22 protein-coding genes and 1 tRNA gene are annotated in these 22,048 nt (G+C 64.8%); 12 read left to right on the forward strand and 11 right to left on the reverse strand.

Annotation, left to right across the window (positions count from 1 at the left end):
• Window positions 1–75 precede the first annotated feature (75 nt).
• The 4 genes from ACNFCI_RS07215 to ACNFCI_RS07230 all read left to right on the forward strand — a co-directional run bounded on the left by ACNFCI_RS07215 (window position 76) and on the right by ACNFCI_RS07230 (window position 5,077).
• Window positions 76–825: a 3-oxoacyl-ACP reductase family protein gene (locus tag ACNFCI_RS07215; RefSeq protein ID WP_416767712.1), complete on the forward strand. Its 750-nt coding sequence runs from the start codon at window positions 76–78 to the stop codon at window positions 823–825.
• A 216-nt stretch (window positions 826–1,041) separates the two neighbouring features.
• Complete coding sequence (locus ACNFCI_RS07220; protein WP_084854975.1) at window positions 1,042–2,229, forward strand: MFS transporter; 1,188 nt, start codon at window positions 1,042–1,044, stop codon at window positions 2,227–2,229.
• Between the two features lie 202 nt (window positions 2,230–2,431).
• Window positions 2,432–2,758 carry a hypothetical protein gene (locus tag ACNFCI_RS07225; protein WP_368830209.1) on the forward strand — a complete coding sequence of 109 codons (327 nt, stop codon included), beginning with the start codon at window positions 2,432–2,434 and terminating at the stop codon, window positions 2,756–2,758.
• Window positions 2,759–2,941: 183 nt separating this feature from the next.
• Window positions 2,942–5,077 carry a TonB-dependent siderophore receptor gene (locus ACNFCI_RS07230; RefSeq protein WP_416767714.1) on the forward strand — a complete coding sequence of 712 codons (2,136 nt, stop codon included), beginning with the start codon at window positions 2,942–2,944 and terminating at the stop codon, window positions 5,075–5,077.
• Between the two features lie 174 nt (window positions 5,078–5,251).
• On the opposite strand, the gene ACNFCI_RS07235 is transcribed toward ACNFCI_RS07230, so the two are convergent.
• Window positions 5,252–5,341, reverse strand: a tRNA-Ser gene (locus ACNFCI_RS07235).
• Window positions 5,342–5,630: 289 nt separating this feature from the next.
• Here ACNFCI_RS07235 and ACNFCI_RS07240 point away from each other — a divergent pair.
• The 3 genes from ACNFCI_RS07240 (at window position 5,631) to ACNFCI_RS07250 (ending at window position 8,378) form a co-directional block, all read left to right on the forward strand.
• Window positions 5,631–6,320 (forward strand): crotonase/enoyl-CoA hydratase family protein, encoded by a 690-nt coding sequence (locus tag ACNFCI_RS07240; RefSeq protein WP_084854973.1) that lies wholly within the window; start codon window positions 5,631–5,633, stop codon window positions 6,318–6,320.
• Between the two features lie 188 nt (window positions 6,321–6,508).
• Window positions 6,509–7,228 (forward strand): lysophospholipid acyltransferase family protein, encoded by a 720-nt coding sequence (locus ACNFCI_RS07245; protein ID WP_084854972.1) that lies wholly within the window; start codon window positions 6,509–6,511, stop codon window positions 7,226–7,228.
• Between the two features lie 178 nt (window positions 7,229–7,406).
• Window positions 7,407–8,378 carry a magnesium and cobalt transport protein CorA gene (locus ACNFCI_RS07250; protein ID WP_084854971.1) on the forward strand — a complete coding sequence of 324 codons (972 nt, stop codon included), beginning with the start codon at window positions 7,407–7,409 and terminating at the stop codon, window positions 8,376–8,378.
• Between the two features lie 121 nt (window positions 8,379–8,499).
• Here the strand turns inward: ACNFCI_RS07250 and ACNFCI_RS07255 are convergent, their stop codons facing one another.
• Window positions 8,500–9,234 carry an amidotransferase gene (locus tag ACNFCI_RS07255; protein ID WP_416767716.1) on the reverse strand — a complete coding sequence of 245 codons (735 nt, stop codon included), beginning with the start codon at window positions 9,232–9,234 and terminating at the stop codon, window positions 8,500–8,502.
• A 529-nt stretch (window positions 9,235–9,763) separates the two neighbouring features.
• On the opposite strand from ACNFCI_RS07255, the gene ACNFCI_RS07260 reads away from it, so the two are divergent.
• On the forward strand, window positions 9,764–10,564 hold the full coding sequence (locus ACNFCI_RS07260; protein ID WP_084854968.1) for a cytochrome c: 801 nt from the start codon (window positions 9,764–9,766) through the stop codon (window positions 10,562–10,564).
• A 75-nt stretch (window positions 10,565–10,639) separates the two neighbouring features.
• On the opposite strand, the gene ACNFCI_RS07265 is transcribed toward ACNFCI_RS07260, so the two are convergent.
• The 4 genes from ACNFCI_RS07265 to ACNFCI_RS07280 all read right to left on the reverse strand — a co-directional run bounded on the left by ACNFCI_RS07265 (window position 10,640) and on the right by ACNFCI_RS07280 (window position 14,118).
• Window positions 10,640–10,972, reverse strand: a complete 333-nt coding sequence (locus ACNFCI_RS07265; RefSeq protein ID WP_084854967.1) for a ribonuclease E inhibitor RraB — start codon at window positions 10,970–10,972, stop codon at window positions 10,640–10,642.
• A gap of 181 nt (window positions 10,973–11,153) precedes the next feature.
• Window positions 11,154–11,390: a hypothetical protein gene (locus ACNFCI_RS07270; protein WP_084854966.1), complete on the reverse strand. Its 237-nt coding sequence runs from the start codon at window positions 11,388–11,390 to the stop codon at window positions 11,154–11,156.
• 199 nt (window positions 11,391–11,589) lie between these two features.
• Complete coding sequence (locus tag ACNFCI_RS07275) at window positions 11,590–13,668, reverse strand: LTA synthase family protein (RefSeq protein ID WP_084854965.1); 2,079 nt, start codon at window positions 13,666–13,668, stop codon at window positions 11,590–11,592.
• A 258-nt stretch (window positions 13,669–13,926) separates the two neighbouring features.
• A complete protein-coding gene (locus tag ACNFCI_RS07280) occupies window positions 13,927–14,118 on the reverse strand; it encodes a PLDc N-terminal domain-containing protein (RefSeq protein ID WP_084854964.1) in 192 nt (63 codons plus the stop codon).
• 128 nt (window positions 14,119–14,246) lie between these two features.
• Here ACNFCI_RS07280 and ACNFCI_RS07285 point away from each other — a divergent pair, with 128 nt between their 5' ends.
• Window positions 14,247–15,185 (forward strand): ZIP family metal transporter, encoded by a 939-nt coding sequence (locus ACNFCI_RS07285; protein WP_324817212.1) that lies wholly within the window; start codon window positions 14,247–14,249, stop codon window positions 15,183–15,185.
• A 118-nt stretch (window positions 15,186–15,303) separates the two neighbouring features.
• Here the strand turns inward: ACNFCI_RS07285 and ACNFCI_RS07290 are convergent, their stop codons facing one another.
• Both ACNFCI_RS07290 and ACNFCI_RS07295 read right to left on the reverse strand, forming a co-directional pair.
• Window positions 15,304–15,834 (reverse strand): hypothetical protein, encoded by a 531-nt coding sequence (locus ACNFCI_RS07290; RefSeq protein ID WP_084854962.1) that lies wholly within the window; start codon window positions 15,832–15,834, stop codon window positions 15,304–15,306.
• 59 nt (window positions 15,835–15,893) lie between these two features.
• Complete coding sequence (locus ACNFCI_RS07295; protein ID WP_084854961.1) at window positions 15,894–16,415, reverse strand: ankyrin repeat domain-containing protein; 522 nt, start codon at window positions 16,413–16,415, stop codon at window positions 15,894–15,896.
• Window positions 16,416–16,689: 274 nt separating this feature from the next.
• On the opposite strand from ACNFCI_RS07295, the gene ACNFCI_RS07300 reads away from it, so the two are divergent.
• Complete coding sequence (locus ACNFCI_RS07300) at window positions 16,690–16,962, forward strand: DUF3509 domain-containing protein (RefSeq protein WP_084854960.1); 273 nt, start codon at window positions 16,690–16,692, stop codon at window positions 16,960–16,962.
• Between the two features lie 100 nt (window positions 16,963–17,062).
• On the opposite strand, the gene ACNFCI_RS07305 is transcribed toward ACNFCI_RS07300, so the two are convergent.
• From ACNFCI_RS07305 to aroC, 3 genes are all read right to left on the reverse strand, one after another.
• On the reverse strand, window positions 17,063–17,599 hold the full coding sequence (locus tag ACNFCI_RS07305) for an oxidase (RefSeq protein WP_416767721.1): 537 nt from the start codon (window positions 17,597–17,599) through the stop codon (window positions 17,063–17,065).
• Entirely contained in the window at window positions 17,599–18,753 is a 1,155-nt protein-coding gene (locus ACNFCI_RS07310) for an MFS transporter (RefSeq protein WP_416767723.1), read from the reverse strand. Before ACNFCI_RS07310 ends, ACNFCI_RS07305 begins: the two co-directional genes overlap by 1 nt.
• Before the next feature lie 142 nt (window positions 18,754–18,895).
• Window positions 18,896–19,987 carry a chorismate synthase gene (aroC, locus tag ACNFCI_RS07315; protein WP_416767724.1) on the reverse strand — a complete coding sequence of 364 codons (1,092 nt, stop codon included), beginning with the start codon at window positions 19,985–19,987 and terminating at the stop codon, window positions 18,896–18,898.
• 169 nt (window positions 19,988–20,156) lie between these two features.
• Between aroC and ACNFCI_RS07320 the strand changes: the two genes are divergently transcribed.
• Together ACNFCI_RS07320 and ACNFCI_RS07325 are read left to right on the forward strand one after the other, a co-directional pair.
• Window positions 20,157–21,119 carry an alpha/beta hydrolase gene (locus ACNFCI_RS07320; protein WP_416767725.1) on the forward strand — a complete coding sequence of 321 codons (963 nt, stop codon included), beginning with the start codon at window positions 20,157–20,159 and terminating at the stop codon, window positions 21,117–21,119.
• Between the two features lie 112 nt (window positions 21,120–21,231).
• Entirely contained in the window at window positions 21,232–22,020 is a 789-nt protein-coding gene (locus ACNFCI_RS07325) for a hypothetical protein (protein ID WP_084854955.1), read from the forward strand.
• The last annotated feature ends 28 nt before the right edge of the window (window positions 22,021–22,048 follow it).

Raw genomic sequence — 22,048 nt, forward strand, 5'->3', positions numbered from 1 at the left:
CTTATCAGCGGGTAATCCAGGGTCGATACTGCGCTCATCCAAGGCATTCGGCCTTGCTTCACGCAGGAGATCAGCATGTCCAACGCATTCAACCTCGACGGTAAGGTCGCCCTGGTCCAGGGCGGTTCCCGCGGTATCGGCGCCGCCATCGTGCGGCGCCTGGCCAAGGAAGGGGCCAAGGTCGCCTTCACCTATGTCAGCTCCGCTGGCCCAGCCGAGGCACTGGCGAACGAGATCAATACCCAGGGCGGCCATGCCCTGGCCCTGCGCGCCGACAGCGCCGATGCCACCGCTGTGCAACAGGCAGTGGAATCGACCGTGGAGGCCTTTGGTCGCCTCGATATCCTGGTCAACAATGCCGGCGTGCTCGCCGTGGCCCCGGTGACCGAATTCGACCTGGCCGACTTCGACCGCCTGCTGGCGGTGAACGTGCGTAGCGTATTCGTTGCCAGCCAGGCTGCCGCCCGGCACATGGGCCAAGGTGGGCGGATCATCACCATCGGCAGCACCAACGCCGAGCGCATGCCTTTCGCCGGTGGCGCGCCTTATGCCATGAGCAAGTCGGCGCTGGTCGGCCTGACCCGCGGCATGGCTCGCGACCTGGGCCCACGGGGCATCACCGTCAACAACGTGCAACCCGGCCCGGTGGACACCGACATGAACCCGGCCACCGGCGACTTCGCCGACAGCCTCATCCCGCTCATGGCCATCGGGCGCTATGGCCAGGCCGAGGAGATCGCCAGCTTCGTGGCCTACCTGGCCGGGCCTGAAGCGGGCTACATCACCGGGGCAAGCCTCACGGCTGATGGCGGGTTCGCGGCCTAAGCCCATTCGTTGCCTGGCCCTTGTAGGAGCGGCCTTGTGCCGCGATCGGGCGCGAAGCGGCCGCGAAATCAGCCAATCGGGTCTCTCGATCCACCGCGGTTGCTGATTTACGGCCGCTTCGCGCCCGATCGCGGCACAAGGCCGCTCCTACAAGGGATAGCGCCTGGGCGGACATTTCCTGATACTGCTTCACTTTCGCCTGCCATGAGAACCACGATGAATGCCCCTGCCCTGAGCCGCGCCCTGATCCTGCTGATGGCCACTGCCACCGGCCTGGCCGTGGCCAGCAACTACTACGCCCAACCGCTGCTGCACAGCATTGCCGAGCAATTCGGCCTGGACACCGCCAGCGCCGGGACCATCGTCATCGCCGCGCAGCTGAGCTACGGTGCCGGCCTGCTCCTGCTGGCACCGCTGGGCGATATGTTCGAGCAGCGCCGGCTGATCATCTGCATGGTGGCCATCGCCACCCTTGGCCTGGTGATCAGCGCCTGTGCGCCCAGCCTGCCCTGGCTGCTGCTGGGCACAGCGCTGACCGGGCTGTTTTCCGTGGTCGCGCAGGTGCTGGTGCCCATGGCCGCCACCCTCAGCGCCCCTGACCAGCGCGGCCGTGCGGTCGGGACATTGATGAGCGGGTTGCTGCTGGGCATTCTCCTGGCCCGTACCGCCGCCGGCTTCATGGCCGAACTCGGTGGCTGGCGCAGCATTTACGTACTGGCCGCAGTCCTGATGGCATTGACCGCCATCGCCCTGTACCGCAGCCTGCCGCAACACCACACCCATGCTGGGCTGAAGTACCCAGCGCTGATCGGCTCGGTGTTCCGCCTGTTCGCCGAGGAGCCGGTGCTGCGCCTGCGCTCGCTGCTGGGGTTGCTGGCATTCAGCCTGTTCGCCCTGTTCTGGACCCCGCTGGCGTTCCTCCTGGCCAATGAGCCCTATCACTACTCCGATGCCGTGATCGGCCTGTTCGGCCTGGCCGGGGCCGCAGGTGCATTGTCGGCCAACTGGGCCGGGCGCCTGGCCGACCGAGGCCAGGGCTCGCTGGGCACCACGGTCGGGCTGGTGGCGCTGCTGCTGTCCTGGGTGCCGCTGGGCTTCGCCCAAAGCTCGCTGCTGGCGCTGCTGGCCGGGGTACTGTTACTGGACCTGGCGGTGCAGCTGATCCATGTGAGCAACCAGAACGCGGTGATCGCGCTGCGCCCGGAAGCGCGCACGCGGCTCAACGCGGGGTATATCACCTGCTACTTCATCGGCGGAGCGCTGGGGTCGCTGCTGGGAACCCAGTTGTTCCAACGCCAGGGCTGGATGGGGATCGTGACAGCGGGCCTGGTCATCGGCGCCGTGGCGCTGGTGGTATGGATGATGGCCGAACGTCGGCGCAAAGGGGCGATGCAAGCCGCTTGAACGCGCAAGCTGCTGCAGCCCGCTGTTCCCTGTGGGAGCGGGTTTACCCGCGAACATGCCGGTAAATCCGCTCTCGCATTCGCGGGTGAACCCGCTCCCACAGGGCGCGCGCCGGCCGCATGTCGCCTGGCCGTTGACTTGTCGGCTGGCACAGCGCTCATTAAGGCGCAGGTCACAGCCCTTTCCCGGACAGGACGACACGATGACAAGGCTCACGGTGCAATCCGGCGATTTCTTGCAAGGTGAAGGCGAATACCGCAATGGATCGCTCATGCTAAGGACCGCGCGCAGCCCCTCCCCCGGCGAGCGCATTTCGCTCACGCGCATCCAGGACCTTCGGCTCGCCAGTCTGGAGGCCAGCCGCAGCCTCAGCGGCGCCCTGGGCTGGGGCGTGGCCGGCGCCCTCGTGGCTGGGCCGGTCGGTCTGCTCGCAGGGCTCTGGCTCGGCGGCAAGGAAGAGCAAGCCACCTTCCTGGCCACCTTCAAGGACGGGCGCAAACTGATGGCCGTTACCGACGGCAAGACCTGATCGAAGCTCGACGATTCCTGGCGCAAACGGCAAAAAATGCCGGCCGGCTGAATCTTCCTCCCGCCCAATCGTTTCAGTCGCCAGGCGCCTGTGAAATGCAGGCGCCGGGCGCCTTCGTGCCTGCTACCATGGCGCCCTTTTGCCCGCCCACCACCTCGGCACGCCCGCTTTCAAGGAGCCCGCATGACCCCGCTTCGCCCCCGCCTGCCCCTCGGCCTGCTTGGCCTGGGCCTTGCCCTGCACAGTGCCCAGGGCCTGGCCGACGACAGCGTTACCCTGGCCCCGCTGCACGTGACGCAGATAAAGGAAGACGAGGGCTACCAGGCAAGGGAGGCCCAGGTGGGCGGGTTCCAGGCCGCGCCGCTGCTCGATACCCCTGCTTCGGTGAGCGTGTTCAGCCGCCAGCTGCTCGAAGACCGCCAGGTGCGCATGCTCAGCGAGGTGCTGCAAAGCGACGCTTCGGTCGGCGAAAGCTACGCCCCGGTCGGCTACTACGAGAACTTCAACGTGCGCGGCTTCGAGCTCAATGCCGCCAGCAGCTACCGGATCAACGGCCAGACCATTGCCGGCGAACAGAACGTGGCCCTGGAAAACAAGCAGCAGGTCGAGCTGCTCAAGGGCTTGTCGGGCCTGCAAAGCGGCGTGTCGGAGCCTGGCGGGCTGATCAACTACGTGACCAAGCGGCCCGAGGATGTGCGCAGCATCAGCGTGTCGAGCAATGAACAAGGCGAGCGCTACCTGGCCACCGACCTGGGCGGTTGGTTCGGCAGCGAGCGCCAGTTCGGCCTGCGCGCCAACCTGGCCCATGAAGATATCCGCTCCTACGTCGACCACGCCGATGGCAAGCGCGACTTCGCCTCCCTGGCCTTCGACTGGCAGATCAACCCCGATGCCACCTTGCAGCTGGATGTCGAATACCAGCATCGCGAGCAGTATTCAGTGCCCGGCTATCAGTTGCTCGGTGGCACCGAAGTGCCCCATGGCGTCGACCCCGACGACCACTTGGCCTACCAGCGCTGGGCCAAGCCGGTGCAGAACGACTCGCTGAACCTGGGCGGGAAGTTCGAGTATCGTTTCAGTGACGCCTGGAGCGGGACCCTCAGTGCGTCGCGCAGCAAGGTGGTGATCGATGACTACAGCTCATTTGCATGGGGCAGCGAGGATGGCTGGGTTCCGCATTTCAGCCCCGAAGGCGACTACGACATCTACGACTTCCGCAGCCCGGACGACACCCGACGCATCGACGAAGCACAGGCCATGCTCAATGGCCGCTTCGACGCTATGGGCGTGGGACATGAATTGACTGTCGGTACCAGTGCGCAGCGTCGCACCCTCGACCAGCGCCCCTACTACAACATTGACGTCGGCAACGGCAACATCAATGAGGATGTTCCTGCAGTGCCACCGGCCACCGCGCCTGTCGGCTCCAGCGAACGTCGCCTCGACAGCCGCCAGTACGGCCTGTTCATCAGCGACAAGATCACCTTCAACGAACAGTGGCAGACCGTCCTCGGCGCCCGTGAAGTACGCTTGGACGAAAAGACCTGGGGCGAAAACGGGGTTGCCGACCGCCATACCCAGCAGTACCAACTGCTGCCCAACGCCGCGCTGATCTACAAACCACAGCCGGACACCACGCTGTACGCCAGCTATTCGAAAGGCCTGTCCGCCGGCGGCACCGCCCCATGGTTCGCCGAAAACCGTTTCGAGATCCTCGCCCCCACCCTGTCGCATCAATTGGAACTGGGCATCAAGCACGACTGGCAAGGCATGAGCTTCAGCGCCGCGCTATTCCAGATCCGCCAGGCCTATCAGTACGCCCGCCCGGACGGCGACGGTTTCACCTATGTACAACAGGGCCAGCAGAAGAACACCGGCCTGGAACTGGGCGCCAGCGGCTGGGTGACCTCGCGCCTGCAACTGCAAGCCAGCGCCGCGGCCATCCGCGCGCGGGTGCACAACAGCGGCACCGACGCCTACGAGGGCCACCAGGCCATCAACGTACCGCGCCTGCGCGCCGCGCTGCAGGCCGACTACAGCCTGCCTGTGCCTGGCCTGGCGCTACTTGGCGGGGTACGCTACAGCGCCAGCAAGTACGCAAGCTCGGCGGGCAATGTAGAAGTAGGCGGCTATACCGTGTTCGATGTCGGCAGCCGGTACCGCACGCGTATCGGTGGGTACGACACCGTGTGGCGGCTGACGGTGGACAACGTCTTCGACAAACGCTACTGGCGGGACGTCGGTGACTACCTGGGTGACAACTACCTGTTCCAGGGCGCGCCCCGGACGGCGCGGTTGTCGGCTTCGGTGAGTTTCTGAGGGTTATGGGGCTGCTGCGCAGCCCAATCGCGGGGCAAGCCCGCTCCTACACGGGATTGCACGGCTTGGGGCCTGCGCTTGGCTCGCCCCGCGATGGGCCGCACAGCGGCCCCAAAAACCCAAGAAAAACAAAAAGCCCCCGAGCTTCTCAGCGCGGGGGCTTCTTGCGGAATGTGGCGGTGAAGAAGGGATTTGAACCCTTGATACGATTTCTCGTATACACACTTTCCAGGCGTGCTCCTTCGACCACTCGGACACTTCACCGGATCTCTTCAAGCAGTTCAGCCTGTCGAGGCGCGCTAATTTAGTAGAAGCCTTTTCCTTTGGCAAGTATTTTTTTCAGAATTTTCATGTGCTTAAGCCTGCCGGCCAAAAAACAGGGGCTGCCAGGGCAATGCTGCCAATCTGCCCTGTGCTTTTGCATGCTCTTGCGGCTGCGCCCCGACAGGGCAAGGTGCGCGGCGCAGACGCTGACCGGCCAGTCAGCCTTGCCGCTTTACCTGGGCCGCAGCGCTGGGTAACGTCATCGCCACGTTATCCAAAGGACCCTGCCATGAGCGAGCTGATTACCTACCACGCCGAAGACGGCATCGCCACCCTGACCTTGAACAACGGCAAGGTCAACGCCATCTCGCCGGATGTCATCGCCGCCTTCAACGCCGCCCTGGATCGCGCCGTGGACGAACGCGCCGTGGTGATCATCACCGGCCAGCCGGGCATCCTCTCCGGCGGCTACGACCTCAAGGTCATGACCTCAGGCCCCAAGGAGGCGGTCAGCCTGGTCACCGCCGGCTCCACCCTGGCCCGTCGCCTGCTCAGCCACCCCTTCCCGGTGATCGTCGCCTGCCCAGGCAACGCCGTGGCCAAGGGTGCCTTCCTGCTGCTGTCGGCCGACTACCGCATCGGCGTCGAGGGCCCTTACAAGATCTGCCTGAACGAAGTGCAGATCGGCATGACCATGCACCATGCCGGGATCGAGCTAGCACGCGACCGTCTGCGGCGTTCGGCCTTCCACCGTTCGGTGATCAATGCCGAGGTGTTCGACCCCCATGCTGCGGTGGACGCGGGCTTTCTCGACAAGGTGGTGCCGGCTGAACAACTGCAGGAAGCGGCGCTGGCAGCGGCGCGCGAATTGAAGAAGCTGAACATGCTGGCGCACAAGAACACCAAGCTCAAGGTACGCAAGGGCCTGCTCGATGCCCTGGACGACGCCATCGCCCGGGACCAGCAGCACCTGGGCTGAGTCGCAGCGATCTATCGCCGGCAAGCCGGCTCCCACAGGGATTTCGCAATCTTGAGCGCGGCGCAATCTCGGTGGGAGCCGGCTTGCCGGCGATAGAAGCCAACACCGCCTGGCCACCTCACCCAAGGTTTGCCCCAGACAGTGCACAGCCGTACACTGCGCGGCGACTGTCTGGTGTGAGTCGTATCATGCTCTATATGCTTCGCATGCTCCTTCTGGCGCTGCATTTCCTGTTCGTCGGCGTGGCAGGCCTGGTCATCGGCCTGTGCCGCCCGTTCAACCCCGACAACAGCCGCGTTTTCGCCCGCCTCTACAGCCTGCCTGCCGCCTGGCTGATGCGCATCAAGGTCAAGGCCGAGGTCGGCCCGCTGTGGGATCAGCCACCTGGCTGTGTCATCGTCGCCAACCACCAGTCCAACTTCGACCTGTTCATCCTCGGCCAGGTGGTGCCCCGGCGCACGGTCGCCATCGGCAAGAAGAGCCTGGGCTGGATTCCGTTGTTCGGCCAGCTGTTCTGGCTCGGCGGCAACGTGCTGGTGGACCGCAAGAACGCCTACCAGGCGCGCAAGGCCATGCAGGTGACCACGCGCATCCTGCGCGACGACACGTCGATCTGGATCTTCCCCGAAGGCACCCGCAACCCGGGCGAGCAGTTGCTGGCGTTCAAGAAAGGCGCGTTTCACATGGCCGTCGAAGCCGGGGTGCCGATCGTGCCGGTGTGCGTCAGCCGCTATACCCAGCGCCTGGGCCTGAACAGCTGGCGCCAGCGCACGGTGATCGTCCGCTCGCTGCCGCCCATCGCCACGGCGGGTATGAGCCAGCAGGACCTGCCGGCGCTGGTCGAGCAATGTCGTACGCAGATGCAGCAGTGCATCGACCGGATGGAAGGCGAGTTGGCGAACGGCTGAGGACCGAGCCGGGGCCATCACGGGGCAAGCCCGCTCCCACACAGCCTGTGCACCTGCAGGAGGATGCATCCCTGTGGGAGCGGGCTTGTCCCGCGATGGCCCCGGCGCGGCAAAAGTTGCTCTATGGCCCTACACAGCCCAAGCTGTAGCGGGTGTTCAACCGAAGAAGCGGGTAACCATGGGGCGAGTCGTGGCGTCGGCGGTGTACAGCGCCGGCAGGAAGGTCACCAATATCAGCATCGACGAAGGCAGCGAATGGGCGCGCAAACCCGGGCACTTCGTCTGGATCGGCCTGGAAGAACCCAACGCCGAGGAGCTGGCCAACCTGCAGCGCCAGTTCGGCCTGCACGAACTGGCCATCGAGGACGCGCTGGAAAAGCACAGCCGGCCGAAGCTCGAGACCTTCGGCGATGCGCTGTTCATCGTCACCTATTCGCCGGTGCGCCACGAAGGCAAGCTGGAATTCATCGAAACGCACATCTTCGCCGGCGCCGGCTACATCATCACCTGCCGCAACGGCCACTCCAAATCCTACGCCCTGGTGCGCCAGCGCTGCGAAGCGCGCCCGCTCCTGCTCGAGCATGGCGAGGACTTCGTGCTCTATGCCCTGCTCGACTTCGTCACCGAGAACTACCAGCCGGTCAGCGAGGCCATCCACGGCGAGATCGAGGAACTCGAACAGAGCGTGCTCAGCAATTCGCTGCGCGAGGAGGACATCCAGCGCCTGCACAGCCTGCGCCGCGACATCCTGCGCCTGCGCCGCTACGTCGCGCCCATGGTGGAGGTCAGCGAGGAACTGCAGCGCCTGAGCTTCCCGTTCATCGACAAGAACATGCGCCCGTATTTTCGCGACGTGCAGATCCATGTCACGCGGCAGATGGAAGACCTATCCAGCATCCGTGACATCGCCAGCCAAACCATCGAGATCGGCATGCTGCTCGAAGCCTCGCGGCAGAGCATCGTGCAGCGCAAGTTCGCGGCGTGGGCGGCGATCCTGGCATTTCCCACGGCCATTGCCGGAATCTATGGGATGAACTTCGAGAACATGCCGGAGCTGGGGTGGCACTATGGGTATTTCGGGGTGCTGGGGCTGATCGGGGTGGGCTGCACGGCGTTGTATGCCAGCTTCAAGCGGTCGGGCTGGCTGTAGGGGCTGCTAGGCAGCCCAATCGCCGGCAAGCCGACTCCCACCTGTCCTGCGCTGCTGTTATAGACACCGCTGAACCTGTGGGAGCCGACTTGTCGGCGATTGGGCCCTGACAGCCAGGCACTTACGCCGCGTGTTCGCTGGCCTTGCCCGAGTGCCCGATGAAGCGCAGCATCCACTTGCCCACCAGATCCCCCTGGTGCTCCTGCGACAGGCTGGCGATGGCCCGCTGGTACACTTCATCCCCCAACACCTCCTGACGAGCATCGAGCAGGGCGCGGGAATAGTCGTGGACGAACTCCGGGTGCCCTTGGAAGCACAGCACCTGGTCGCGGATGTGGTAGGCCGCGTTGGGGCAAAAATCGCTCGAAGCGATCACCGTGGCGCCTTCCGGCAGCTCGGTCACCTGGTCCTGATGGCTGATCAGCAGGGTCAGCTCGGAGACCTCCGGGTCCATCCAGGGCGCATGGGCAGCCAGGGAGTAGCGGTGAATTCCCAAGCCCCAGCCCTGCTCAGCCCGCTCGGCCTTGCCGCCAAGCACCAACGCCAGCACCTGGTGGCCGAAACACACGCCCAGCAACTTCTCGCCACGTTCGTACAATTTGAGCAGGTACGCCTTGAGCGTCTGGATCCACGGGTCCGAACCGAACGAGTCGGCCTTGCTGCCGGTCACCAGATAGGCATCGAAGGTTTCCCCTTCCGGTGGATACTCGCCGTTCATCACGTTGTACACACGAAACTCGGCGGCGATCGGCTGACGCGAGAACAGCTGCTCGAACATCCTTCCGTAGCCCTGGTACTGCGCGGTCAGCTCCGGTCGCAGGACATCGGTTTCCAGGATGCAGATGCGTAACGACATAGGGATAGTCCTGAACGACGTGTGTGGGAATTTGCTGTAGAGACTGACGCGAAAGCCCGGTACAAGCAAGTAGGAAACTCTGACGAACGGTCACGAATTTCAAGCGGTTCGGCCCAGGGAACGCAGCTGTCTAGTCAGAGCATGCCAGCGAGCTGGCACATGGCCTCATAAACGAAGTGAATCAATGGAAAAACCGATAGAACAAAGGGTTCTGAAACAGGGATGACGTACCCCCTACTGTTGGTTGTATATCCAGAAAAAAGAGGCATGCAGGACCGGCGTACCGCGTACGCCGTCGCGATCGACCCGAAGCGAGACAAGGAAGCCAAGGGCTATTCAGGAATAACAACAAGAAGGCGGTCCGCCATGATCAAACAACCAAAAGTACGCCAAGCTGGGCTCATTCTCTTCGCCACGACCTTGCTGCTCATCCTGCCGAACCTGACACGCTTGTTCGGATGAAAGCAGCCGTGGCTATTGCAGGCACCGCACAGGTAATCTGCCACCCCTGACCGGTTGGAGATTGCCCATGCGTCGCTGCCTCGCCCTGCTGACACTCCTGTTCTGCCTGCCGCTGTCGGCGGCGCAACTGCACCTGGAACTCGGTGAACGCCCGCGCCAGTGGCAAAGCGAGGAGTTGCTGGCCCACCCGCAGGCCCGGGATATCCGCATCGACCAGGATGTGTCCTACAAGCGCCCTATGCACTACCGCGCCGTGCCGCTGGACGTGCTGCTCGAGGGCGTCACTGCAAGCGACCATTTGCAAGCCGTTGCCCTGGATGGCTTCGCCGCCGAGATGCCCGCCGGGCCCCTGCTGCAGACCGGCCCGGCCCGAGCGTGGCTGGCCGTGGAAGACCCGGCCAAGCCGTGGCCGGCCCTGGGCGACGGCAAGCCGAGTGCCGGGCCTTTCTACCTGGTGTGGACCAACCCCCAGGCCAGCGGCATCCGCCCCGAACAGTGGCCGTTCCAGATCGCCACGATCCGCCGCCTGGCCCCGGTGCAGGCGCGCTTCCCTGCCCTGCTGCCCGACCCCAGCCTGCCGGAGGACGACCCGGTGCGCCACGGCTTCGCCCTGTTCCAGCAGAACTGCCTGGCCTGTCACCGGCTCAACGGCGCGGGTGATGCGCAGTTCGGCCCGGACCTGAACGTGCCCTACAACCCAACCGAGTATTTCCAGGCCGGCTTCCTGCGGCGCTATATCCGCGACCCGCAAAGCCTGCGGCAGTGGCCCCAGGCGCGGATGCCGGGGTTTGCGCCCAGCGTGCTGAACGACCAGGAGCTGGACGACCTGATCGCCTACCTGGCGCACATGGCCAAGCGCAAGCCCTGAGGCCCCGCCTCTCTCATAGAACAACGCATGACCATTTGATTTGCGGCACCCTGTGGGAGTGAGCTTGTCCCGCGATTAGGCCACCGGGCGCTCTTGCTTGACGCCCCAGCCTTCCACCTCGCCGCCAAACGGCGAGACCAGTTGCTCGAACGTCTCTTCGAAGGCACCGATTCCTCGGTAGGTGGCGTACATCACCTTGCTCAGTTCCAGGTGCCAGACGCCGTCGTCCAGTTCGCAAACCTGCGCACTGACGGACTCTCCACGAAATTGCCGGGCCGCCCGCCGGGCGCCTGCCTCGTCGGGGAACACTGCGTAGAACTCGATCGGGTGGATACGGGTGAAATCGAAACCGCCATCTTTCATCTGGCGAAGGACACTGCTGCTGATATCGTCGTTCTGGCTGCTCATGAAACGTCCTCCTGCAATGCAATGGATAGACTTTCCGTGCACAACGCACCTGCTGGCACCAAGCGGTACCCGGCAGATCGAGCTGATGCGAGACGCGAATGAAACCGACCAAGGTCCGCAGAAAAGACCCAGGCCTCGTCTGAGCGTAGTGCCTGCTGGCCACCGACGCCAGCGCAGCCGCTCAGGACAATGGGCTGATGCCAGTGATGGACACACCGCTCTGTTCCTTGAGCCAGCGTACCGTGGGAGAAGGACTGCGGTCCTGGAAGTCGTTCAGGTCCAGCTCATCGATCACCGGGAACAGGTGCGAACGGATCAGCCGTGCGGCTTCCTCATCGCTGGGGCATTGCTCGCCGTTGTACAGCAGTGAGTTCTGTACGCCGTTCTGGTCGACGAAGGTGACTTCCCACTCTTTCATTGAATCGCCCTCTCAATCAAAGAAACCAGGATGTGCTGCCTGTAACCTTGACCGTGGGCTGGAGGATTTGTTCAGTCCGCAGGGATGGCGGGAATGGTTGGCAGGACCGGCCCTATCGCCGGCAAGCCGGCTCCCACCTGCCCTGCGCTGTTTTCAGAGACAGCGCAGTAGCTGTGGGAGCCGGCTTGCCCGCTTGCGCTTACTTCGGCGTGCCGTGAACCACGCCCGCGGTATTGTCCAGCAGGCTCTTGGTCGCCGTCTGGATATAGGCCTCGAGGTTCTTCAGCAACGCAGGCTGCTCCGGGCTCTCGATCAGTTCGGCCTTGAACTCGCGGCCCAGCTGGTAGCGATACAGGCGCGGGGTCATGTCCTTGGACTCGATCAGGATGCGATCGCCCTGCACGATCCCGACGATCTGCTCGCTGCCCGACGGCTTGATGATGCCCACGCCCTGGTCACCCTCAGGCAGGTTGAGCAGGTCGCGACCCCAGCACTGGTGACGGGTCTGGCCACCCAGGCGGCCCATGATGGTCGGCACGATGTCGACCTGGGTGCCCACGGTGTGGTTGACCGCACCGAACTTCTCCTGGATGCCGGGGGCGATCAGCAGCAATGGCACGTTGAAGCGGCCCAGGTCCAGCTCAGTGACCTGCTGGTGGTTGCCGAAACCGTGGTCGCCGACGATCACGAACAGGGTGTCCTTGAAGTACGGCTCCTTGCGCGCCTTCTCGAAGAACTGGCCCAGGGCCCAGTCGGAGTAGCGCATGGCGGTCAGGTGCTCGTCCAGGCGGCCCTGGCCGGTCACCTTCTCCACCGGCAGGTCCTTGGGCAGCGCGTACGGCGTGTGGTTGGACAACGTCTGCAGCAATGCGTAGATCGGCTTCTTGCCGTCGTGCTTGGCCAACTCTTCGTTGCCGCGGTCGAACATGTCCTGGTCGGACACGCCCCAGGTCGGGTCGGAGAACACCGGGTTGACGAAGTCGTTACGGCCGATGAAGGTGGTCATGCCCTGGTTGCCGAAGAAACCGGACTGGTTGTCCCAGGCGAAATCGCCGTTATAGACGTACACGTCGTCGTAGTCACGGCCACTGAGCAACGCCGGCAGGCCAGAGAGCTTGTGACCGCCCTCCGGGGTCTGCATCAGGTATTCGAAGCCCGGCAGGTTGGGGAAGCAGGCCATGGTGGCGAACATGCCCTGGTGGGTATGGGTGCCGTTGGAGAAGAAGCGGTCGAACAGCAGCCCCTCCTTGGCCAGCTTGTCGAAATACGGGGTGATGTTGTTGGGGCTGCCCAGGGCGCCCACCGAGTGGCCGGCGAAGCTCTCCATGAGGATCACCACCACGTTCTTGACCGCCAGGGTGCGGTCGGCCGGTGGTACGAAGTCGCGGCGGATGGCCGCTTCGTCGGCGTCGACCAGGGTGTCGTTGGGGGTCAGCAGCAGGTCACGCACGCTCTGGGTGGCCACGCCCTGTTCGAGCACGGGCTTCCAGATATTGGCGCGGTCTTCGCCGAAACGGCTCTTGGCAGCGTCGATCAGGGTCAGGGTGCCGTTCAGGCCAAGCTGGTTGACGAAGTTGGAGTCGGTGGTGAAGGCGTCGCCCCAACGCATCGGCGGGCCCTGGCGCAGGGTGCCACGGGCCGCGACCACGGCCACCAACAGGATCACCATGAACACCGCCACGCGCTGGTACCAGGGCGCGACGTTACGCGAGGCGGTGGCTGCAGCGGTGCGGCCGATGCCACGGGTCAGGCGGTCGATGCCCTTGAACAGCAGGCTCAGCAGCCAGGTGCCGAACAGCCAGGCCAGCAGGTAGCGCACCACCGGGAAGCCGTACCAGAGCATGCTCATGACGGTCTTGGGGTCTTCCTTGATGTACTGGAACACCAGGCCGTTCAGGCGCTGGTGGAACTCACGGTAGAAGTCCAGTTCCATCAGGCCGAGGAACATCACCAGGCTCGAGGCCAGGGTCAGCCACAGGCGGAAGAAGCCGCGCCGGGCCATGGCCCAGGGGCTGAGCAGCGCCAGCAGCAGCGGGATGCTGATGTACACCACCACGCGCAGGTCGAAGCGCAGGCCGTTGAGGAAGCCTTCGGCGACGGTGGCATATGGCGTATCGCCGATCATGTCGCTGTTGTAGACCAGCAGCGCCAAGCGGACCAGGCTGAGCATCAGCATGATCACCAGGGCGCTGAACAACGTGTAGGCGAGGTGCGATTTGAGGGTCGGCGCGAACGAAGTCGGCACGGCCCGTTGCTTCAAGGCATCCATATTAGCCATGAATGGGGGGATCCTAGAATTGCGGGTTTGCGGAAAAGGCGAAGACGCCCTGCTACCTGAAGGGCCCGGCCATCCAGCACGGCAATTGGGCCAACGCAGCATTGTGCGGCGCGGATTTTCGATAATCCAGTGTGAAAATTTTGTCACGGGGCGGTTTTTGCAAAGCTGCTACGGCGAACGCTACTACCCCCCTGCACAGAACCTGTAGGAGCGGGCTTGTCCCGCGATGGGGCGCGTAGCGGCCCCAGTGAACGATGTTCAAAATCGTAGGTTGCCTCGCGGCCCGGCGATGGCCCAGATGATCAGCCCGATCACCGGCAGCAAGGCGATCAGCAACACCCAGAGGATCTTGATGCCAACCTCGGCCCCGCTCTTGAGCACATGAAGAATCGCCCAGATATCCAGCGCCAGGATGATCAGCCCGACCAGGCCATTGAATGTGGACCCCATGCGCACGCTCCTGCCAAAGGTGATTGCCGCCAAGCATAGTCGGCTATTACGTCGATAGAAGGGAATCCTTGGGCGCTGGCATCGGTCACTGGGTAGACTGCCAGCAACGGATTTACCTCGAGGTTCGCATGCCACCCGCCCAGTCCCCCACTACCGCACCTGTCTCACTGTTCAGCGCCTGGCGCCAACAAGCCACCACTGCCCCTTGGCTCAGTGCCGGGCTGGGCCTGAGCCTGCTGGCGGTGCTTGCCCTGCTCTCGGCCAGCCTGTGGAATGCCGTCCAGGGTGACCATGCCGACAACCTGCATCTAGCGGTGCTGGGCGGCCTTTCCGGGTTCGGCGCCACCGCTCTGGGCGCGGTGCTGGCAGTGGTGCTACGCGATGTCAGCGCACGCAGCCAGGACGTGATGCTGGGGTTTGCCGCCGGCATGATGCTCGCGGCCAGCTCCTTCTCGCTGATCCTGCCTGGCCTGGACGCCGCCCGGGAAATCACCGGCAACGGCCCGGCTGCGGCTTTTACCGTGGTGCTGGGCATGGGCCTGGGTGTATTGCTGATGCTGGGCCTCGACCGCTTCACGCCCCATGAGCATGAAAGCACCGGCCCGTGCGGCCCGGAAGCGGAACGGATCAGCCGGGTCTGGCTGTTCGTGCTGGCCATCACCCTGCACAACCTGCCCGAAGGCATGGCCATCGGGGTGAGCTTCGCCAACGGCGACATGAACATCGGCCTGCCGCTGACCAGTGCCATCGCCATCCAGGACATCCCCGAAGGCCTGGCCGTGGCTTTGGCGCTGCGTGCCACCGGGCTTTCCAACTTGAAGGCGGCGCTGGTGGCGATCGGCTCCGGCCTGATGGAGCCACTGGGCGCGGTGATCGGCCTGGGCATTTCCACCGGCTTCGCCCTCGCCTACCCGATCAGCATGGGGTTGGCGGCCGGGGCGATGATCTTCGTGGTGTCCCACGAGGTGATCCCCGAAACCCACCGCAACGGGCACCAGACCGCGGCGACCCTGGGGCTGATGGGCGGGTTCGGGGTGATGATGTTTCTCGATACCGCGTTGGGGTGAGATTTTGGGGCTGCTTTGCAGCCCTTTCGCGGCACAAGGCCGTTCCTACAGGCATTCGTGATCCTCTGTAGGAGCGGCCTTGTGCCGCGAAAGGGCCGCAAAGCGGCCCCATTCATTGTCAGACGTGCACCGCGACGCGCAACGCCTCCAGCGCCGGCTCCACCTTGATGCCCAACGCCGCGCCCAGCTCCAGCACCCGCGCCAGGTCGTTCTGCCCGACCATCACCATCTGCAGCTCGTCATCGAGCAACTGGCTGAAGTTGAGCAGCACGTAGCCACCCGCTTCCTTGTTCATGGCGGCCATCTGCACCTGGATGCGGTTGAGCGCGGTCAGCGCCTCGGTGCGCGCCAGTTGCTTGGGCTTGAGGGTGAACGGCACGCTCTTGTCGAACGAATCGGTGATGCGCTCGAACAGCTCCTGGTAGCTGTCGGCCTGGAACAGCACGGTATCGGGCAGGCTGCCGAGCACTACCCACTCGCCCAGGGGGATGGGGAAGGTGTCGTCGTAGTTGATGTCCGGGTTGGCGGCCAGGAAGGCGGCCGGGTCGGCATAGGCCTGGGCGGCTTCGTCGGCGATGCGCTCGATGTATTGTTCGCGCATGCAGCCGGCGCCAATGAGGCTGATGAATTCGAGCAACTGGTTTTTCATGAGGGGGCCTGCGGCTTGCGAAAAAGTCGCCAAGGATAGCCGCAAATGCCCCCGGAGGGTTAGCCGGCCAGCGCCTGCAGGCGTGCGGCGGTGTCGACGGCGCCCATGGTCTGGGCAGCGGCCAGGGCGGTGGCGCCACGGGCATCTTGGCGAGCAGGATCGGCGCCCTGGGCCAGCAGGAAGTCGAGGATCTCGACACGGTTGAACATCGCCGCCAGCATCAGCGCGGTGCGCCCGTCCTCGGCGGCGGCATCCACCGGTACGCCGTGCTCGAGCATCAGACGGATCATCGCCAGGTCGCCCTTGAACGCGGCGCCGGCGATCGGCAGTTGGCCGTTGTCGTTGGCGATCAGCGGGTCGGCGCCATGGGCCAGCAATACCTTCACCGCGTCATGGTGCCCGTGGTAGCTGGCGAGCATCAGCAAGGTGTCCCCCTTGTGGTTGCGCAGGTTGGCCGGCAGGCCGCTGTGCAGCAGGCGTTCGAGCATCTGCGCATCGCCCCGGCGGGCGCGTTCGAAGACTTCTTCAGCGAACGCAGCGGTTTCGTCGTCAGTCATGGCGATGGGTTGTCGGTCGGACATCGGGAACCTCCTGGCATAGTCGAGCGCCCAAGTGTTCGTCAGGCAATGCCGGGCGGTCAAAGGTTCAGAATCTATAGGGCCAAGAGGCAAACCCTATGACCCTTGCAAAATGCACTGTGCAAAATGCACGACCTTGCACAATGCACGGTCACTTCACTGCAATGGATCAGCAAACCATTGATTTTAAATGGAATTTTCAGCCACCTGTGCCTGGCACGGTCGCTGCAACCTTCAACTCCAGAGTCTGCAAAACACAACAGTCAGGAGTTGAGATATGGACCTCATCCAGGAAAAATTCGCCTCGGTCTTCTCCGCCTACAAGGTCGAAACCCAACCGCGTCCCGATGGCGGTATCCAATTGACCCTGCGTGCCGCCGACGGCAAGGTCACCCGCCGGGTGCTGTCGTACGCGCAGTTGCACAGCGCGGAGCAATTGTCCTGGGCGATCAGCGCCATTCGCCGTGACTTGGCCGAACAGGCCAGCGAGTTGCCGGTGATCTCGATGTTGCAGAGCCAGCAGCGCTTTGCCTTGCCGACCTATCGGTAAGCACGGAAAGTCCAATCGCCGGCAAGCCGGCTCCCACCGGTCCTGCGCTGTTTCATAGACATCGCCATACCTGTGGGAGCCGGCTTGCCGGCGATTGGCTTTAGAACTCACCCATTCCAGCAAATGCCCGGGCCGAAATATCGCCGGTATACCGCGCCTGCATGCCCTGCTCGCTGCCGAACAGGCGCAAGGCCAGGCAGAACGGGTTGTCGCCCAGATCGAACCACCGACGGGCACCGGCCGGCACCACCAGCACATCGCCCTTCTCGCACAGCACCGCATACACCTGGTCGCCCATCCGCAGGCTGAGCTGCGCACGGCCGGTGACGACTGCGAACACTTCCTCGGCCTCATGCACATGCTCATCACGCAGGTCCGCCTCGGCCGGGGCCTGGCCATCACGATCGAGCAGGCTGAACGCCACGCTGCCATATTCGGTCATCAGCTCATCGAGCAACCCACGGCCCTCGGCCAGCACCTCGTCGCGGCTGGTGCCCGGGCGGATGCGTAGCTCATGGGGGCGACGGACGAAGCGCACGCCTTGCTCGGCCAGGGTCGCGGCGATGTCGTCATGGTGGGTCAGCACCTTGTTCGGCACCTCGGGGCTGGATGTGTGGAAAACGCTGAGAATGCTCATCAGGGGCTGTTCCTGGTTTCTTTCGAACAAAGGGCAATGATAACGGCTGCGGCCAAGGCTGCGAGGCTGGCCATACCAAAGGTGAAGGCCGGGCCCAGCAGTTTCCAGCTGTAGCCCGAATAAAGCGCGCCCAAGGCACCGCCGGTACCGGACAATGCCGCATACAGCGCCTGGCCCTGCCCTTGCTGGCGCGCGCCGAAGCTGCCCTGGACGAAGGCGATGGCGGCGGCATGGAAGCAGCCGAAGGTGGCCGCGTGCAGCACCTGGGCCATGACCAGCACCACCGGGATGTCGGCCAGGGTGCCCAGCAGCAGCCAGCGCAGCGCCGCCAAGAGGAAGCTGGCCAGCAGCACGCGGCGCACGCTGATGCGCGCGAAGATCCGGCTCATGGCCATGAACACCAGCACTTCGGCGACCACCCCCAGCGCCCATAACAGGCCGATGGCGCCGCGGGTATAGCCCAGGTGCTCCAAGTGCAGGGTCAGGAAGGTGTAGTAAGGGCCGTGGCTGAGCTGCATCAGCGCCACGCAGGCATAGAACGCCAACACCCCTGGCGCCGCCAGTTGGCGCAGGAAGCCCCCCGCCCCCTTGCGCTCGGCCTGTTCCATCGGCTGGGCATTGGGCACCCAGAGGCTGGCGAGGAAGATGCCAGCCATGATCGCCACCAGCGCCACCGGGTAGATGTCCAGGCTCAGCCACTCGAACAGCCGGCCCAGGCCGACCACGGTGAGGATGAAACCGATCGAGCCCCACAGGCGCACCTGGCTGTAGCGGGCGGTCTGGCCGTGCAGGTGGGCCAGGGTGATCACTTCGAACTGGGGCAGCACCGCATGCCAGAAGAAGGCATGCAGGGCCATCACCAGTGCCAGCCAGGCGTAGCTCTGGTCGACGAAGATCAGCGAGAAGGTCGCCAGGGTAGACAACGCCCCCAGGCGCACGATGAGCAAGCGCTGGCCGCTGCGGTCACCCAGCCAGCCCCACAGGTTGGGGGCGATGCAGCGCATCAGCATGGGAATGGCCACCAGCTCGCCGATGCGAGCCGGGGAGAAGCCCAGATGGTCGAAGTACAGCGCCAGGAACGGGGCGGTGGAACCGAGCAGGGCGAAATAGAAGAGGTAGAAACTGGACAGGCGCCAGTATGGGATCGGGGGCATGATTGGCCTTGTGAGGTCCCTGTGCCGGCTCAATCGCGGGACAAGCCCGCTCCTACAATGGCTGCGGAGAACCTGTGGGAGCGGGCTTGCCCCGCGATTGGGCCGGTTCAGGCAACCTGTACCTGACTGACGAACACCGTTCTCAGAGCTGGCCCAGCACCGGGGTGTTCACCTTCACGTCGGCGTTCTGTGCTCGGTGACGCAGCAGGTGGTCCATCAGCACGATGGCCATCATCGCCTCGGCGATAGGCGTGGCGCGGATGCCCACGCACGGGTCGTGACGGCCCTTGGTGACCACCTCCACCGGGTTGCCCTCGATATCGATGGAGCGCCCGGGCACGGTGATGCTGGAGGTCGGCTTGAGCGCCAGGTGGGCGACGATCGGCTGGCCGGAGGAAATGCCGCCGAGGATGCCGCCGGCGTTGTTGCTGAGGAAGCCTTGCGGGGTCAGCTCGTCACGGTGCTCGGTGCCGCGTTGGGCGACACTGGCGAAGCCCGCACCGATTTCCACGCCCTTGACCGCGTTGATGCTCATCAGCGCATGGGCAAGCTCGGCATCCAGACGGTCGAAGATCGGCTCGCCCAGGCCCGGCATCACGCCTTCAGCGACCACGGTGATCTTGGCGCCGACCGAGTCCTGGTCACGGCGCAGCTGGTCCATGTAGGCCTCCAGTTCCGGCACCTTGTCTGGGTCGGGGCTGAAGAACGCGTTGTGCTCCACCGAGTCCCAGCTTTTGAACGGGATTTCGATCGGGCCCAGCTGGCTCATGTAGCCGCGCACGCGGATGCCCTGGGTGGCCAGGTACTTCTTGGCGATGGCTCCGGCAGCCACGCGCATGGCAGTCTCGCGGGCCGAGCTGCGGCCACCACCGCGGTAGTCGCGCAGGCCGTACTTGTGGTGGTAGGTGTAGTCGGCGTGGGCCGGGCGGAACAGGTCCTTGATCGCCGAGTAGTCTTTGGACTTCTGGTCGGTATTGCGGATCAGAAGGCCGATCGAGCAGCCGGTGGTGCGGCCTTCGAACACGCCCGAGAGAATCTCCACTTCATCCGCTTCCTGGCGCTGGGTGGTGTGCCGGCTGGTGCCCGGCTTGCGCCGGTCGAGGTCATGCTGCAGGTCGGCCAGGGTGATTTCCAGGCCTGGCGGGCACCCATCGACAATGGCGACCAACGCCGGGCCGTGGCTTTCGCCAGCGGTGGTGACAGTGAACAGCTTGCCGTAGGTATTGCCGGACATGGACGCTCCGCGAATCTGCCTGAATTTGAAGGAGGCAGGCAGTATACGGAAAACTCCGCTGGATAGGTTGCCTGTACTGCCCCGCGATTAGGCCAGTACAGGCGAACACCGAACCAGAACCTTCCGCCAAGCCCCCGGTCCAACCGACATCCCTCCAAGTAGTAGCCCAATGATGTCGCGCCTCGCCGCCCTCCTCCTGCTGCTGTGCACCAGCCTCGCCCAGGCCGCCGCCCCCACTGTCCTGCAACGCCCCATCGACTTGGACACCGGCCAGGGCGTGCTCCATGGCAGCCTGTTGCTGCCCCAGGAGCAGACGCCGCCACCGGTGGTGCTGATCCTCGCCGGCTCCGGCCCCACCGACCGCAATGGCAACAACCCCGCCAGCGGCCGCCTGGACAACCTCAAGCGCCTGGCCCTGCTGCTGGCCGGCGAGCACATCGCCAGCGTGCGCTTCGACAAGCGCGGCGTGGCCGCCAGCCAGCCGGCCACCCCCGACGAGCGCGACCTCAGCGTCGAGCGCTACGTAGCCGATGTCGTGGCCTGGGGCCGAATGCTCAAGGCTGACCCGCGCTTCGGCCCGTTGATCCTGCTCGGCCACAGCGAAGGTGCGCTGATCGCCAGCCTGGCTGCCGAACAGGCCGGCGCCAGCGCGGTGATCACCGTGGCCGGCAGCGGCAGGCCGGTGGCGGACGTGCTGCGCGAACAGCTGGCCCAGCGCCTGCCGCCTGCGCAACTGGCGCAGGGCAATGCCGTGATCGACCGGCTACAGGCCGGGCAGACCACCCTCGACGTGCCCGCGCCGCTGCGCGAGGTGTTCCGCCCGAGCGTGCAGCCGTACCTGATCTCATTGTTGCGCCAGGACCCGGCGGCGGCCTTCGCCCGCCTGCCAATGCCAGCACTGATCCTCCAGGGCCGCAACGACGTGCAGGTGGAGGTCGCTGACGCCGAGCGCCTCAAGGCGGCCAAGCCCGATGCGCAGTTGGTGGTGATCGAGGGCATGAACCACATGCTGCGCATCAGCCCTCGGGACATGAGCCAGCAGCGTGACAGCTACCGCAACCCAGCGCTGCCGCTGGCCCGGGAGCTGGGGGAACGGATCGTCGCGTTCGTTCGCCAGGTGGCACGGGAGTAGATCGGGTTCAGGAAGTCGTTTTCGCTGCCGATAACGGGGGTTATCGAGGCGGTGCTTCGGGGCCGCGTTGCGGCCCCGTATCCCGCCCACCGTGCATTCGAGGACACCCCTGATGACCGACGCCCCCGCCGCCGTTGAGGCGGACGAAGAGCCACAAGCCCCTGAAAGCGCCCCGCTGCCCTGGGAAGACCTGGCCCCGGAACACTTCCAGCTGCTGCGCCTGGCGCCGCTGCCCACCGAACGCACCAGCGGCGCGCGGCCGCTGCGCTTCGTCGAATTTGGCCATGCCGAACGCCACAGCAAGGAACACAGCCTGTTGCGTCTGGTGATCCGCCTGCCTGGGCAGAAGGTGCGCAAGGAACAGAACCACCTGGACATCCGTGTCGACCACGATCAGCGCCTGGTGCGCATCGGCGACGACAGCGGGCTGCAGCTCGAGCCGCTGAACCGCGGCCTGGGCCGCTTCCTGCTCGGCCAGGCGGTGCAATGGCTGCAGCGGCGCTGGTCGCATTACCAAGTCCAAGGCATGAGCCTACCGAGCAAGGACGCCCTCAACGAAGACAGCCGCCTGCGTCGTGATCATGTGCTGCGCGGCGCGGGCCTGGACGTGGAATACGCCGACGGGCAACTGCTCAAGGCGCGAATCGTGGAGACCCCGGTGGGGCAGCTCAAAGGCAGCTGGAACGGCGAGAAGGTGCAGCGCGTCGACATCCTCGAAGCGGCGGGCATGTTGCAGCAGGCCGAACAGCAGTTGCTGGAGAAGGAAGCGCAACTGCGCGAGCGCGATGAGCGGGTGGCCAAGTACCGGCGCGAGGATAGCGGGCTGCGCTTTACCATCACCTGCCTGGTGGCGTTCGCGGTGTTCCAGGCCGGGTTGTTGATCTGGATCGCTACGCGCTGAGCGTGTACGGGGGCCGCTTTGCGGCCCT

This window comes from Pseudomonas sp. NY15356 (assembly GCF_048068175.1).
GTDB lineage: Bacteria > Pseudomonadota > Gammaproteobacteria > Pseudomonadales > Pseudomonadaceae > Aquipseudomonas > Aquipseudomonas putida_K.

Excerpts from the sequence above, each read along its gene's own strand:
- ACNFCI_RS07215 (WP_416767712.1), top strand. The coding sequence starts at position 76 with ATGTCCAACGCATTCAACCTCGACGGTAAGGTCGCCCTGGTCCAGGGC.
- ACNFCI_RS07220 (WP_084854975.1), top strand. The coding sequence starts at position 1,042 with ATGAATGCCCCTGCCCTGAGCCGCGCCCTGATCCTGCTGATGGCCACT.
- ACNFCI_RS07225 (WP_368830209.1), top strand. The coding sequence starts at position 2,432 with ATGACAAGGCTCACGGTGCAATCCGGCGATTTCTTGCAAGGTGAAGGC.
- ACNFCI_RS07230 (WP_416767714.1), top strand. The coding sequence starts at position 2,942 with ATGACCCCGCTTCGCCCCCGCCTGCCCCTCGGCCTGCTTGGCCTGGGC.
- ACNFCI_RS07240 (WP_084854973.1), top strand. The coding sequence starts at position 5,631 with ATGAGCGAGCTGATTACCTACCACGCCGAAGACGGCATCGCCACCCTG.
- ACNFCI_RS07245 (WP_084854972.1), top strand. The coding sequence starts at position 6,509 with ATGCTCTATATGCTTCGCATGCTCCTTCTGGCGCTGCATTTCCTGTTC.
- ACNFCI_RS07250 (WP_084854971.1), top strand. The coding sequence starts at position 7,407 with ATGGGGCGAGTCGTGGCGTCGGCGGTGTACAGCGCCGGCAGGAAGGTC.
- ACNFCI_RS07255 (WP_416767716.1), bottom strand. The coding sequence starts at position 9,234 with ATGTCGTTACGCATCTGCATCCTGGAAACCGATGTCCTGCGACCGGAG.
- ACNFCI_RS07260 (WP_084854968.1), top strand. The coding sequence starts at position 9,764 with ATGCGTCGCTGCCTCGCCCTGCTGACACTCCTGTTCTGCCTGCCGCTG.
- ACNFCI_RS07265 (WP_084854967.1), bottom strand. The coding sequence starts at position 10,972 with ATGAGCAGCCAGAACGACGATATCAGCAGCAGTGTCCTTCGCCAGATG.
- ACNFCI_RS07270 (WP_084854966.1), bottom strand. The coding sequence starts at position 11,390 with ATGAAAGAGTGGGAAGTCACCTTCGTCGACCAGAACGGCGTACAGAAC.
- ACNFCI_RS07275 (WP_084854965.1), bottom strand. The coding sequence starts at position 13,668 with ATGGCTAATATGGATGCCTTGAAGCAACGGGCCGTGCCGACTTCGTTC.
- ACNFCI_RS07280 (WP_084854964.1), bottom strand. The coding sequence starts at position 14,118 with ATGGGGTCCACATTCAATGGCCTGGTCGGGCTGATCATCCTGGCGCTG.
- ACNFCI_RS07285 (WP_324817212.1), top strand. The coding sequence starts at position 14,247 with ATGCCACCCGCCCAGTCCCCCACTACCGCACCTGTCTCACTGTTCAGC.
- ACNFCI_RS07290 (WP_084854962.1), bottom strand. The coding sequence starts at position 15,834 with ATGAAAAACCAGTTGCTCGAATTCATCAGCCTCATTGGCGCCGGCTGC.
- ACNFCI_RS07295 (WP_084854961.1), bottom strand. The coding sequence starts at position 16,415 with ATGTCCGACCGACAACCCATCGCCATGACTGACGACGAAACCGCTGCG.
- ACNFCI_RS07300 (WP_084854960.1), top strand. The coding sequence starts at position 16,690 with ATGGACCTCATCCAGGAAAAATTCGCCTCGGTCTTCTCCGCCTACAAG.
- ACNFCI_RS07305 (WP_416767721.1), bottom strand. The coding sequence starts at position 17,599 with ATGAGCATTCTCAGCGTTTTCCACACATCCAGCCCCGAGGTGCCGAAC.
- ACNFCI_RS07310 (WP_416767723.1), bottom strand. The coding sequence starts at position 18,753 with ATGCCCCCGATCCCATACTGGCGCCTGTCCAGTTTCTACCTCTTCTAT.
- aroC (WP_416767724.1), bottom strand. The coding sequence starts at position 19,987 with ATGTCCGGCAATACCTACGGCAAGCTGTTCACTGTCACCACCGCTGGC.
- ACNFCI_RS07320 (WP_416767725.1), top strand. The coding sequence starts at position 20,157 with ATGATGTCGCGCCTCGCCGCCCTCCTCCTGCTGCTGTGCACCAGCCTC.
- ACNFCI_RS07325 (WP_084854955.1), top strand. The coding sequence starts at position 21,232 with ATGACCGACGCCCCCGCCGCCGTTGAGGCGGACGAAGAGCCACAAGCC.